Annotated in this window: 9 protein-coding genes and 1 pseudogene; 8 read left to right on the top strand and 2 right to left on the bottom strand. The window is 48.2% G+C overall.

All coding sequences use genetic code 11. From position 1 onward, the window contains the following. Window positions 1–393: 393 nt before the first annotated feature. The 4 genes from HMPREF2608_RS07920 to HMPREF2608_RS07905 all read left to right on the top strand — a co-directional run bounded on the left by HMPREF2608_RS07920 (window position 394) and on the right by HMPREF2608_RS07905 (window position 4,057). Window positions 394–1,659 (top strand): Glu/Leu/Phe/Val family dehydrogenase, encoded by a 1,266-nt coding sequence (locus tag HMPREF2608_RS07920; protein ID WP_070504425.1) that lies wholly within the window; start codon window positions 394–396, stop codon window positions 1,657–1,659. Window positions 1,660–1,819: 160 nt separating this feature from the next. Further along, window positions 1,820–2,635 (top strand): FKBP-type peptidyl-prolyl cis-trans isomerase, encoded by an 816-nt coding sequence (locus HMPREF2608_RS07915; protein WP_070607922.1) that lies wholly within the window; start codon window positions 1,820–1,822, stop codon window positions 2,633–2,635. A gap of 96 nt (window positions 2,636–2,731) precedes the next feature. Next, entirely contained in the window at window positions 2,732–3,358 is a 627-nt protein-coding gene (purN, locus tag HMPREF2608_RS07910; protein WP_070826547.1) for a phosphoribosylglycinamide formyltransferase, read from the top strand. Between the two features lie 30 nt (window positions 3,359–3,388). Then, window positions 3,389–4,057 (top strand): DUF3108 domain-containing protein, encoded by a 669-nt coding sequence (locus HMPREF2608_RS07905; RefSeq protein ID WP_070826546.1) that lies wholly within the window; start codon window positions 3,389–3,391, stop codon window positions 4,055–4,057. 57 nt (window positions 4,058–4,114) lie between these two features. Here the strand turns inward: HMPREF2608_RS07905 and HMPREF2608_RS07900 are convergent, their stop codons facing one another. After that, on the bottom strand, window positions 4,115–5,608 hold the full coding sequence (locus tag HMPREF2608_RS07900) for an Rne/Rng family ribonuclease (RefSeq protein WP_070749682.1): 1,494 nt from the start codon (window positions 5,606–5,608) through the stop codon (window positions 4,115–4,117). A gap of 237 nt (window positions 5,609–5,845) precedes the next feature. Between HMPREF2608_RS07900 and grxC the strand changes: the two genes are divergently transcribed. The 4 genes from grxC (at window position 5,846) to recG (ending at window position 12,150) form a co-directional block, all read left to right on the top strand. Beyond that, window positions 5,846–6,103: a glutaredoxin 3 gene (gene grxC / locus HMPREF2608_RS07895; RefSeq protein ID WP_003684090.1), complete on the top strand. Its 258-nt coding sequence runs from the start codon at window positions 5,846–5,848 to the stop codon at window positions 6,101–6,103. A 21-nt stretch (window positions 6,104–6,124) separates the two neighbouring features. Then, a complete protein-coding gene (gene secB / locus HMPREF2608_RS07890; RefSeq protein WP_003682271.1) occupies window positions 6,125–6,559 on the top strand; it encodes a protein-export chaperone SecB in 435 nt (144 codons plus the stop codon). A gap of 257 nt (window positions 6,560–6,816) precedes the next feature. Continuing rightward, entirely contained in the window at window positions 6,817–9,861 is a 3,045-nt protein-coding gene (locus HMPREF2608_RS07885; protein ID WP_070826597.1) for a TonB-dependent siderophore receptor, read from the top strand. A gap of 249 nt (window positions 9,862–10,110) precedes the next feature. Beyond that, window positions 10,111–12,150, top strand: coding sequence for an ATP-dependent DNA helicase RecG (gene recG / locus HMPREF2608_RS07880; protein ID WP_070826596.1), 2,040 nt, complete (start codon window positions 10,111–10,113; stop codon window positions 12,148–12,150). A 69-nt stretch (window positions 12,151–12,219) separates the two neighbouring features. Here the strand turns inward: recG and gdhA are convergent. Further along, window positions 12,220–13,554 (bottom strand): annotated as a pseudogene (gdhA, locus tag HMPREF2608_RS11685) (NADP-specific glutamate dehydrogenase). Window positions 13,555–13,752: the final 198 nt, after the last annotated feature.

The raw sequence follows: 13,752 nt of genomic DNA, 5'->3' as shown, positions 1-13,752 counted from the left end.
TGGTTATTTTAACATTGTTTGCCTGATTTGCCGATGTTTTGCTGATTCTTTAAAGGGATATTTGTTTAAATTGTTAACAATTTTCGCTGGTCTAAGTCTGTCAGTCTGTTGGCAATGTGGAAAGGATTTTGTCAACAAAAAGGGCGGTTTAGTAGGCATTAAAAAACAAAGGGTTTGTGTACTTTTTTGAATGGTTTGATGAGCATTTGTACTAGGCTGTCTGAAAAATTTCCGGCTAGTGTGCCGATATTTTCAGACGGCCTCAAACTAAATTCATATATAAATGAATGGATTTGCTTTTTATCGACTACATGCTATTACATTTTTTCCTGTTTTTGTATATAGTAACAAGTATGGCTCTCGTCTAATCATGTGTATGAAAAGGAAAAATACATGTCCGCATCTGCTGTTAAAGAAACACTGAATCCGTTTGAAATTGCACAAAAACAAGTGAAAATTGCCTGCGATCGCCTGAATGCCGACCCAGCAGTATTTGAAATCTTGAAAAAGCCGCAACGTGTTTTGGAAGTCAACTTCCCTGTCAAACTCGACAACGGTACAGTAGAAAATTTCACCGGCTACCGTTCACAACACAATAATGCCGTCGGCCCTTACAAAGGCGGCGTGCGCTTCCATCCCAATGTAAATCTGGACGAAGTCAAAGCACTGTCTATTTGGATGACCATCAAATGCTGCGTGGCCGGTATTCCTTACGGCGGCGGTAAAGGCGGTATTACTTTGGATCCGCGTAACTATTCCGAAGCGGAATTGGAACGCATTGCTCGCGCTTATTCCGAAGCCATTTCTCCGCTGATCGGCGAGAAAATCGATATTCCTGCCCCTGATGTGAACACCAACGGCAAAATCATGTCTTGGATGGTTGATGCCTATGAAAACGTGGTGAAACATTCCGCACCGGGCGTATTTACCGGCAAACCGGTTGAGTTTGGCGGCTCCTTGGCGCGTACTGAGGCCACCGGTTACGGCGTAAACTTCGCCGCCGTCCAAGCTTTGGAAAAACTGGGCAAAGACGTGAAGGGTGCCACTTACGCCATTCAAGGTTTCGGTAATGTGGGCTACCACACCGGTTACTATGCACACAAAGCCGGTGCGAAAATCGTTGCCGTATCTACTGTTGACGTTGCCATTTACAACGAAAACGGCTTGGATATGGAAGCAATCATCAAAGAATTCCAAACCAAAGGTTTCATCACCAATGAAGCAGGCTACGGCAAAGAAATCAGCAATGCCGAACTTTTGGCTCTGGATGTGGACGTCCTCGCTCCTTGCGCACTGGAAAACCAACTGACTTCTGAAAATGCCGGTAAAGTCCGCGCGAAAATCGTGGTTGAAGGTGCAAACGGTCCGACTACTCCTGAAGCCGACGTTATCCTGCGTCAAAACGGCGTATTGGTTGTTCCTGATATTTTGGCAAACTGCGGCGGCGTGGTTGTATCCTATTTTGAATGGGTACAAAACCTGCAAGGCTACTACTGGGAGTTTGACGAAGTTCAAGAGAAAGAAACCGTTGTCCTGCGCCGTGCGTTCCGCGATATTTGGAACTTGGCTCAAGAATACGATGTTGACCTGCGTACCGCTTCTTACATGATGAGTATCCGTCGTGTTGAAAAGGCAATGAAACTGCGCGGCTGGTATTAATCGTTTGACCGATAGTTAAGAGTAGGCCGTCTGAAACTTGTTTTCAGACGGCCTTAATGTTTTTGATAAGAGCCTTTACAAATTTTAATCCACCTTGATTCCATTTCAATCAAACTCAGCTATAATCCCCTTTTTTGACCTTTCCGGAAAAGACATAATCATGAACAAAACTTTCAAATTCAGCGCATTGGCTTTGTCTGCTTTGTTGGCACTGACTGCTTGCAACCAAAAAGACACTGCCGCCAAAGATGCTCCTGCTGCTTCTGCAGCTTCAAATGCGACTGCAGATGCTTCCGCCATCGGTTCTACTGCCCAACAAGCCAGCTACGCAATGGGTGTGGACATCGGCCGTTCATTGAAACAAATGAAAGACCAAGGCACAGAAATCGATTTGAAAGTCTTCACCGAAGCCATGGAAGCCATGTTTGAAGGCAAAGAAGTTAAAATGACTGAAGCCCAAGCTCAGGAAGTGATGATGAAGTTCCTGCAAGAGCAACAAGAAAAAGCTACTGCCAAACGTGCTGAAGATGCCAAAGTAAACTTGGAAAAAGGCGAAGCGTTCTTGAAAGAAAACGCGACTAAAGAAGGCGTGAAAACCAGTGCTTCCGGTCTGCAATACAAAATCACCAAAGAAGGCGAAGGTAAAAAACCGACTAAAGACGACATGGTTACCGTTGAATACGAAGGCCGTCTGATTGATGGTACCGTATTTGACAGCAGCAAAGCCAACGGCGGCCCAGTAAGCTTCCCTGTAAGCCAAGTGATTCCAGGTTGGACTGAAGGTATCCAACTCTTGAAAGAAGGCGGCGAAGCAACATTCTACATCCCTGCCAAATTGGCTTACCGCGAAGTGGGTGCCGGTGATAAAATCGGCCCGAACGCTACTTTGGTATTTGACGTGAAACTGGTTAAAGTCGGCGCGCCTGATGCTGCTGCGCAACAACCTGTACAAGTTGACGTACAAAAAGTTCAATAATCCGAATCAAGGCTTACGCCCTTAAACAACGGATAAAAGGCCGTCTGAAAAATTCCGTTTCAGACGGCCTTTGTTCCAAACCAACAAGGAATTATGATGAAAAATATCGTCATCCTTATTTCCGGACGCGGCAGCAATATGCAGGCGATTGTGAATGCCAATATTCCCGATGCCAATATTGCAGCCGTATTGAGCAACAGCGAGACCGCAGCCGGATTGGCATGGGCGGCAGAACGCGGTATTGCCACTGACAGTTTGAACCATAAAAACTTCGACTCGCGTCTGACATTTGATCAGGCCATGATGGAGAAAATCGATGCCTATCAGCCCGATTTGGTTGTATTGGCGGGCTTTATGCGCATTTTGACTCCGGAGTTCTGCGCACATTATGAAAACCGCCTGATCAATATCCATCCGTCCATCCTGCCTTCTTTCACAGGTCTGCATACCCACGAACGCGCATTGGAAGCAGGTTGCCGAGTGGCAGGCTGCACCATCCATTTCGTGACGCCCGAGCTGGATTGCGGCCCGATTATTTCACAAGGCATTGTTCCTATTTTGGACGGCGATACCGCTGACGATGTTGCCGCACGCGTGCTGACGGTTGAACACCAGCTTTTCCCACAAGCCGTTGCTGATTTCGTTGCAGGCCGTCTGAAAATCGAAGGCAACCGCGTTTTGAATGCACAACGCAATGCCGCCGGTCAAAGCCTGTTGGCTTAATTAAAACACGATACACACAAGGAAAACATCATGAATCCGATTAAAACAACCCTGCTGACACTTTCCCTGCTCACTGCCTCCATCGGCGCACAAGCCGCTGAATTGCCACAATCTGCCGTTTTGCAATACTCAGGCAGCTACGGTATTCCTGCGACCATGACCTTCACACGCAGCGGCAGCCAATACAAAATCGTCTCTACCATCAAAGTACCGCTTTACAATATCCGCTTTGAATCAGGCGGCAGCATCAACGGCACGACCTTGAATCCGTCTTACTACAAAGATGTGCGCGGCGGCAAAGTGTATGCCGAGGCCAAATTCTCCGGCGGCAACATCACTTATGGTAAAGCAGGTGATTTGAAAACCGAAAAATCCGGCCCAGCCATGGACTTGTTCACTTTGGCATGGCAACTGGCCGCCAATGACGTGCGCCTGCCGTCAGGTTTGAAAATTACCAACGGTAAAAAACTGTACACCGTCGGCAGCATGAACAAAATCGGCAGCGAAAGCTATAAGCTGAACGGCGGTACAACGCCTGTGAGCAAATATCGCGTCCGCCGCGGCGACGATACCGTGACTTACTCTTTTGCTTCCGATATCGACAATATCCCTGCGCAAATCAGCTATACCGATGACGGCAAAACCTACAACCTGAAACTGACTTCCGTCAAAATCAACGGTAAAGTAGTGAAACCGTAATCTTTATTTGCTCAAACAAGAAGGCCGTCTGAAAAGTTTTCAGACGGCCTTTTATTTTTACAGCAACACAATATCGTATTGTTCCTGCGTGTAGGCGGTTTCGACTGCCAGTGAAATCGGCTTGCCGATAAAGTCTATCAACATCGCCAGCGATTGTGATTCTTCGTCTAGGAACAAGTCGATGACATTCGGAGCGGCCAAAATGCGGAAGGCTTGGACATCGTAGCGGCGCGCTTCGCGGACGATTTCACGTTGGATTTCGTAGCACACGGTTTGCGGCGTTTTCAGACGGCCCCGGCCTTGGCAGGAAGGGCAGGGTTCGCAGAGGATTTGGCTTAAGTTTTCGCGCGAACGTTTGCGGGTCAGTTCGACAAGGCCCAGACTGGTAAAGCCGTTGAGGGTGACGCGGGTGCGGTCGAAACTGAGGGCTTTGGCAAGCTCTTGCAGGACGGCTTCGCGGTGGATTTCCTGCGCCATATCGATGAAGTCGATGATGATGATGCCGCCGAGATTACGCAGGCGAAGTTCACGGGCGATGGTGTGGCAGGCTTCGAGGTTGGTGCGGAAGATGGTTTCATCAAAATTGCGCGCTCCGACAAAGCCGCCGGTGTTGACATCGATGGTGGTCATGGCTTCGGTGGACTCGATGATGAGGTAGCTGCCGAAGTTGAGATTGACGCGCGGTTGCAGGGCGCGGGCGATTTCCTGCTCGATGTTGTGGGTTTCAAATAGGGGGCGTTCGCCTTTGAACAGCTCGATTCTGCCCAATGCACCTTGAACGTATTGTTCGGCAAACTGGGTCATGCGGCGGTGGTTTTCGGTGGAATCGACCAGGATTTTGTGCGTATCGAGGCTGAACATATCTCGTAATACGCGCAGGCTTAATGGCAAATCTTGATAGAGCAGGGTTTCGGGCGGCTGAATTTTTGCCTGTTTTTGAATGTGTTCCCACACTTTGGTCAGATAGTTGATGTCTGATTGCAGTTGGTCATCGGAGGCGTTTTCAGCATTAGTGCGGATAATATAGCCGTGGCAGGCGTTTTCGGGCAGCAGGTTGTTGAGACGCTCCCTCAAACTGCTGCGTTCGGCATCGTCTTCAATGCGTTGGGAAATGCCGATGTGGTCTTCTTGCGGAAGATGGACGAGGAAACGGCCGGCCAGTGAGATTTGGGTGGACAGGCGCGCGCCTTTGGTGTTGATGGGGTCTTTAATGACCTGAACCAAGACAGACTGGCCTTCAAAGAGCATGTGTTCGATGCGTTGGGTTTCGTCCGGATTGCGGCGTTGTTCGAGGACGTCGACGATATGCAGAAACGCGGCGCGTTCCAAGCCGATATCGATGAACGCGCTTTGCATGCCGGGAAGGACGCGTTTGACGACGCCCAAATAAATATTGCCGACCAAGCTGTGGCCGCTGTTGCGCTCGATGTGCAGCTCGCAGATATTGTTCTCTTCCAAAACGGCCACACGCGTTTCTTGCGGCGTGATGTTGACGAGGACGGTTTCGGACGGACGCACGGCGTCCTTGGGGATGGGAATTCCTGAAAGCATGGGGATACCTGATTTTGAATAGAAAAACTTTTGCGATGTGTCCTTCTCCAAAAAACAAATGGCAAAAGTCATTCTGCGAAAGCGCTTATCATACTTTAATTATGGTTTTTCCGCATCTGCACAAATGTTTATGGCCAAGAGGCCGTCTGAATGTTTTTTACAACCGTACGGCGGGAACACTTGTAAAATAACGCTTATGCCCATATAGTCATGAACATTGGTATTTTGGAAGAAATCATGCAAACCGTTACTGTTTATACCGGTCCATATTGCCCGTACTGCACCATGGCGAAAAGGCTGTTGCAGGCGGTGGGTGTGAAAGAAATCAACGAAATCCGCATCGACGGCAATCCGGAAGTTTTTGCCGAAATGCAGCAGCTTTCCGGCCAGCGCAGCGTGCCGCAGATTTTTATCGGCGACACCCATGTCGGTGGCTTTACTGATTTGTACCGCTTGCAGCAGGAAGGCAAGTTGGACGAATTACTGAATCCTTAACCCTTAACTTAGGAAAATAAAATGAGCGAAGAATTGCAACCCGTATTCAGCGTTGAGCGTCTGTATGTAAAAGACTTGTCTTTGGAAGTGCCTCACGCACCACAAATCTTCTTGGAACAAGGCGAGCCTGAAGTGGATATGCGCGTTTCTACCGGCAACACCAAACTGGAAGACGGCTTCTACAGCGTTGACGTTACCGTGACCGTGACTGCCAAACTGAACGAAGAACGCACCATGTTCTTGAACGAAGTTACCCAAAGCGGCATCTTCCGTTTGGAAAATATTCCTGAAGAAGACGTACAACTGCTGCTGGGCGTTGCTTGTCCGAACATCCTGTTCCCTTACGCACGCGAAGCTATTTCCAACAGCGTAACCCGCGCCGGCTTCCCACCTGTACTGCTTGCTCCGATCAACTTCGAAGCAATCTACCAAGAACAACAGGGAGCTAACGCTTAATCGCGTTATACCTAAATTAAGGCCGTCTGAAACATTGTGTTCAGACGGCCTTTTTTTATTTGAAAATTAGGACATAAGAAAAATCTATAATAAAAAGTTCATATATTAATGTAATAAGTATATAATGATATCGTTTATCATTACGATAATCTTTTTAATTTTATAGGTTTATATACCATTTAAAATCAATGAATTAGAATTTATCCAGTAAGTAGATTCTATTAATTAAGGAAATAGTTGTGAAACCTGATTTTCAAATGAAAACAATTTGTTTGTTATTAGTGCTGCCTTGCCAAACTGTTTTTGCAGATACAGGACATCAAGAAGTGGAACATGTAGATATGGATACAGTCAAGGTTAGTGGCAAACGGCAGGCACAAAGGAATACCGAGCGCAGTCAGTCTTATACAATCGGAACGATGGCAACGGCGACTGGCTTGCGTATTTCAGGCAAGGATACGCCGCAGTCGGTGAGCGTAATGACGCGTCGGCAGCTAGATGATAAAGCAATATATTCTTTAGAAGATGCAATGAAAAACACTACGGGAATCAACGTGGTTCGCGATTCGGGCCTACAAACTCGTTTTTTGTCTCGTGGTTTCTATGTTGATCAGATTGGTGAAGACGGTATTACTACTAATGTGTCTGGACGTTCGGGCTATACGGCAAAAATCGATGTCTCACCCAGTACAGACCTGGCTGTTTATGATCACATTGAGGTTGTCAGAGGTGCAACCGGTCTTACTCAATCCAATTCCGAACCGGGTGGAACCATTAATTTAATCCGTAAGCGGCCAACAGCTCTGTTTAAGCATACAGGTGAAATTAGTACTGACCATAGGGGCAGCAAGCGTTTGGCTTTGGATGTATCTGGAAGTTTGAATAATGAACATACGGTACGCGGTAGGCTGGTTGGTGTTCATGAGGATCACCGTTCTTTTAAAGAGGGTGTATGGAACAAGAAAGACATGGTTTATGGCGTGATCGATACGGATTTGAGTGATAACAGTATGCTGACTTTGGGCGGTACTTATCAAAAAAATAAAGACATTCCCGATTTTGCCGGCGTGATTTTACCTTGTGAGGATCAAAAAACTGCGGCCTTCAGCTCCAGTCCGGCCTGTAACAATCCTTTGAAATTGCCACGTAATACTTATTTGGGTGAAACCTCATGGTCACGCCTGAATGCTGATAAATACAATATTTTTTCCGGTTTCAAACATGTCTTTGACAATGGATGGCAACTTAATGCCGAAATTTCTTATACGCGTAACGATTCAGATGCCAAAGTCGGACAATTTTTTCTGAAAAACGAACACGCGGCAGGTATTTCAGCATCTGCGGCAACGGGTTTCTTAACCGAAAAGGGGGAGGTTATTCCTTTTGAGCCTAAAGACAAGGCGTTGGCAAAATTAAAAGAATATCGTGATGGCGTCACTAAAACATATGAAGAGAAAAAAGCAGATTACGTTGCCCATCATTTCGATGCATCTGCTTTTGAACAATATCGCTCCCAAAGGGTGGCAGCACGTCGGGCAGGTTTTGATCAATGTATGCAGGACATTGGTTTGGATTTCCTGTGCAACGACTGGCAGGATCCGGGTGTAGAAGTAGATAAAAAAGAGTTTGTTGATAAGGAGCTTGCAAAGCAAGGCATTATTAACAATGCAGAAGGCCTGTTTCCCAACCGTCTATACGACTCAGCATACAATCTTCGCCACACATACAACCGCCGTTACAACTTCATGCCGTTGCACTATACCAAACACGATGTGCAATGGGGCTTTAAGCTGGATCTGACAGGTAACTACCGCCTGCTTGGGCGTGAACATGATTTCTTTGTCGGCTATGCGTATAACAATGAAAAAATCCGTTCTGCTTATACAGAAATCTATCAAAACCGTTATTTTGTCCGTCCTCAAGGTTATGCAGGTGCAGGCAGTTGCGGCATTCATCCCGATGGTCCGGAGCGTAATCCTTTAGAAAAAGGCATTGTCGAACCAGATTGGCATATTTATAACGAAAAAGGTAATAACAAGATCTATGTGCCGGAATGCAGTGGCGCGCATGTTACCAAATATACTCCCCGGTTGGATGCGGAGGGCAAGCCTGTCTGGACAGTCAACGACAATGGTGAGCGCGTAATGGTGCAAGATCCTGTTTACGAATTGGATGCAAATGGAAACAAAATACAGGAGCGGGATGAAGAGGGAAATTTGAAATGGGCAAACCAATATCTGAAAACGCCGTTGTGGAAAACTGTTCAGGTTGCAGATGATCATGTTCCGGCGTTATACAATTATTCGAAATACCTTAACACGAATAAAACACATTCTTTGACTTTCAGTACCCGCTTTAATGCGACCAATCGTCTGCATCTCTTGGGTGGTATGCACTATACGCGTTATGAAACCACACAAGCCAAAGAAATGCCTGTACGCTACGGCCAGCCTGCTACGGCATTTCAAACTGAGAGCAGTAATAAAATCGACAAAGAGCATTACACCTCAAAAATGCAAAGTCATCGGTTTACGCCATATGCAGGCATTACCTACGACCTGACGCCACAACAAAGCTTGTATGCCAGCTATACTAAGATTTTTAAACAACAGGATAACGTTGATGTAACCAGCAAATCCGTTCTTTCACCACTCATCGGGACTAACTATGAAATAGGTTGGAAAGGGTCGTTCTTGCAAGGCCGTCTGAATGCTTCGCTTGCCTTATTTGTTTTACAGCAGAAAAACCGAACCGTTGTCGATTTCGGATTTGTTCCTGATACTAGTCGTAACGGAGGTTCATTCCAAACCATCGCAAAACCTGTGGGTAAGGTTAAGAGTAGTGGTGCAGAACTTGAATTGGCTGGCGAATTGTCGGAAAACTGGCGTATTTTTGTTGGCTACACATATAACAAAAGTAAGTATAAAAATGCTGCAGAAGTTAATGCGGAGCGGTTGGAGAAAAACACGACTGCCGACCCGTATAACTTCAGTAACTTCACGCCGGTACATATGTTCCGCCTCGGGACAAGCTACCGCTTGCCTCAAACTAAGTTGACCTTGGGTGGCGGAATATCCGCGCAAAGTCGCACAAGTAGCCTTTACAATATTCGCCAAGGAGGCTACGGACTTATAGATGGCTTTGTTCAATATGACTTCCACAAGCACGGCAGAATCAGCCTGATAGGAACTAACCTGGCTGACAGGACGTATTTTGAAAATAACTACAACCGTACGCGAGGTCAAAACAATTTCTATGGCGAACCGCGGACAGTCAAACTGAAATTAGATTGGCATTTCTAGAGTGAATGGATCATCATTTGGTATGTGAGCATTATTGGCCAAATTCCTGATAAAAGTATGGATTGAACATCCTTCTTTTTTGAAAGCTGTTTCCTAACAATGGCTGAAGTTGATTTGATAGCCGGCGTATTTTCAAATATTAATTTGTTTCAAGTATTCAGCTTTGAAGGCCGTCTGAAACATTGCGTTCAGACGGCCTTTTTGTTTTCGGATAAAATACAGCAAACTTTCAATCAGCTGCCTTTTAAGATGACGCCCGAAACCCAAAAACAGCTCAAAATCACCGATGTTTCCGCCAAGAAGCTCGATAAACTTAACCTCCATACTGCATGGGATTTGGTGTTGCACCTGCCGTTGCGTTACGAGGACGAGACGCACATCATGCCGATTAAGGATGCACCGATTGGCGTGCCGTGTCAGGTCGAGGGCGAAGTCATCCATCAGGAAGTAACTTTTAAGCCGCGCAAGCAGTTGATCATCCAAATCGCCGATGGTTCCGGCAGTGTCCTTTTTCTGCGCTTCATCCACTTTTACGCCAGCAACCAGAAACAGATGGCGGTCGGCAAACGCATCCGCGCCGTGGGCGAAATCAAACACGGGTTTCACGGCGACGAGATGATTCACCCTAAAATCCGTGATGCCGAGAGCAGTGGTTTGGCGGAAAGCCTTACGCCGATTTATCCGACCGTAAACGGTTTGAACCAGCCCACTTTGCGCCGCATCATTCAGACGGCCTTGGACGTTACGCCGCTGCACGATACCTTGCCTGATGCTTTATTAGGCCGTCTGAAATTGCCGCACCTTGCCGAAAGCTTGCGCCTTTTGCATTCGCCGCCGCCGAGCTTCACCATCCACCAGCTTTCCGATGGCGCGCTGCCTGCATGGCAACGGCTCAAATTTGACGAACTTTTGGCACAACAGCTTTCCATGCGCTTGGCGCGACAGAGGCGTGTCAGCGGCACGGCGGCGGCATTGGGCGGCGACGGCACATTGACTCAAGCCCTGCTCCACGCCTTACCGTTTGCCCTGACCGATGCCCAAGAAAGGGTCGTGTCCGAAATCCGCCACGATATGGCGCAAACCCACCCCATGCACCGCCTGCTGCAAGGCGATGTCGGCAGCGGCAAAACCATCGTCGCCGCCTTGTCCGCGCTGACTGCCATCGAATCCGGCGCGCAGGTGGCTGTGATGGCGCCGACTGAAATCCTTGCCGAACAGCATTTCATCAAGTTTAAACAATGGTTTGAGCCTTTAGGCCTTGAAGTCGTCTGGCTTTCCGGCAGCCAGCGCAAAAAAGCCAAAGACGAAGCCAAAGCCAAACTTGCTGACGGCTCTGTCAAAATCGCTGTCGGCACGCACGCTCTGTTTTCAGACGACGTCGAGTTTCAAAATCTGGGCTTGGTGATTGTGGATGAACAACACCGTTTCGGCGTCGCCCAACGCCTCGCCCTCAAAAACAAAGGGCGCGACGTCCATCAGCTGATGATGTCCGCCACGCCCATTCCGCGCACGCTTGCCATGAGTTTCTTCGCCGACTTGGACGTGTCCGTCATCGACGAATTGCCGCCCGGGCGCACCCCGATTAAAACACGCCTCGTCAACAACGTCCGCCGCACCGAAGTCGAAGGCTTCGTCCTCAACATCTGCCGCAAAGGGCAGCAGGCATACTGGGTCTGCCCGCTGATTGAAGAGAGCGAAACCTTGCAACTGCAAACCGCCACCGAAACCCTAGAGCAGCTTCAGGCAGCCTTGCCTGAACTCAACATCGGCTTGGTACACGGGCGCATGAAGGCCGCCGAAAAAGCCGAAGTCATGGCAGAGTTTGCCGCAGGCCGTCTGAACGTCTTGGTCGCCACCACCGTTATCGAAGTCGGCGTAGATGTGCCCAATGCCGCCCTGATGGTGATCGAACACGCCGAGCGCATGGGCTTGGCGCAGCTGCACCAATTACGCGGACGGGTAGGGCGCGGCGCGGCAGAAAGCGTGTGCGTCCTCCTGTTTGCCGAACCCTTGAGCGAACTCGCCAAAGCGCGGCTGAAAGTCATCTACGAACACACCGACGGCTTTGAAATCGCCCGCCAAGACCTCAACATCCGCGGTCCCGGCGAATTTCTCGGCGCGCGCCAAAGCGGCGTCCCCATGCTGCGTTTTGCCAACCTCGAAGAAGACCTGCACCTTTTGGAACAGGCACGCGAAATCGCCCCTTTGCTGATTGAACAAAACCCTGAAATCGTCGAAGCGCATTTGGCAAGATGGCTTTCCAGCAGGGAAGGTTATTTGGGCGTATAAGGTTTGCTTTAAAAGAAAAAGGCCGTCTGAAAGATTTCAGACGGCCTTTTGATTTGGCTGGGTAGGGGTTTAGAAACCTTGCGCCAACATGGCATCGGCAACTTTGACGAAGCCGGCAATGTTCGCACCATTGACGTAGTTCACTTTGTCGCCGACTTTGCCGTATTTCAGGCAGGATTCGTGGATGTTGTGCATAATGTCAAACAGGCGGCTGTCCACTTCTTCGCGTGTCCAAGACAGGCGGATGGCGTTTTGGCTCATTTCCAAACCTGAAGTCGCTACGCCACCAGCGTTGGACGCTTTGCCCGGAGCGTAGAGGATACCGGCTTTGATAAATTGTTCGACCGCGCCCAAAGTTGACGGCATGTTCGCACCTTCTGCAACCACATAGCAACCGTTTGCCAGCAGGATTTTGGCGGCATCTGCATCCAATTCGTTTTGGGTGGCGCAAGGCAGGGCGACTTCGGCCGCGATGTTCCACGGTTTTTGGTTTTCAAAGTATTGCAGGCCTTGTTCTTTGGCGTAAGTGGCCACGCGTTCGCGGCGTACTTCTTTCAGCTCGATCAAAGCGGCCAGTTGCGCTTCGGTCATGCCGCTGTCAGGGAAGAGGACAAAGCCGTTGGAGTCGGAAACGGTCAATACTTTTGTACCCAGTTGGATGGCTTTTTCAGCTGCGTATTGTGCCACATTGCCGGAGCCGGAAATCAACACGCGTTTGCCTTCGATGCTGTCGTTGCGGGTTTCCAACATGGCTTGGGCAAAATACACGCAGCCTTAGCCGGTGGCTTCAGGGCGAATCAGGCTGCCACCCCATTCGAGGCCTTTGCCGGTCAGGACGGAAGCAAATTCGTTGCGGATTTTTTTGTATTGGCCGAATAGATAGCCGATTTCGCGGCCGCCTACGCCGATGTCGCCGGCAGGAACGTCGGTATCGGCGCCGATGTGGCGGTAGAGTTCGGTCATAAAGGCTTGGCAGAAGCGCATTACTTCGGCATCGGATTTGCCTTTAGGATCAAAGTCGGAACCGCCTTTACCGCCGCCCATAGGCAGGGTGGTCAACGCATTTTTGAACACTTGTTCAAAGGCGAGGAATTTCAACACGCCCAAATCGACGGTCGGGTGGAAACGTAAACCGCCTTTGTAAGGGCCGATGGCGGAACTCATTTGGATGCGGTAGCCGCGGTTGACTTGGACTTGGCCTTTGTCGTCCATCCAAGTGACGCGGAACATAATCACGCGCTCTGGCTCAACAATACGTTCAAGCAGGCTTTGTTGGGTGTATTTCGGGTTTTTCGCCAAAAACGGATCCAAACTCATGAACACTTCTTCAACGGCTTGATGGAAGGGTTCTTGGTTGGGGTTGCGTTGTTTAAGATTGGTAAACAGGGTGTTCAGGTCAGTCATTTTTCTACTCCTATTGAGTGAGATATTTCAATATTTATGTTTTGAAATATAGCTGTAAAAATTTTACTTGCCAAGAAAAATTTTACCTAGATTGTTGACATTATTTTTTCATCAATTTGTAAAAATGGAATTATATTTTAAATTTAATTAAAAATATATAAAAATATTTCATTAAGTAGATTTAAATAAAAATAAAAT

This window comes from Neisseria sp. HMSC064D07, from assembly GCF_001837185.1.
Classification (GTDB): Bacteria; Pseudomonadota; Gammaproteobacteria; order Burkholderiales; family Neisseriaceae; genus Neisseria; species Neisseria flavescens_C.
Note: the sequence above shows the minus strand (reverse complement) of the source record. Positions and strands in the feature narration are given on the sequence as shown.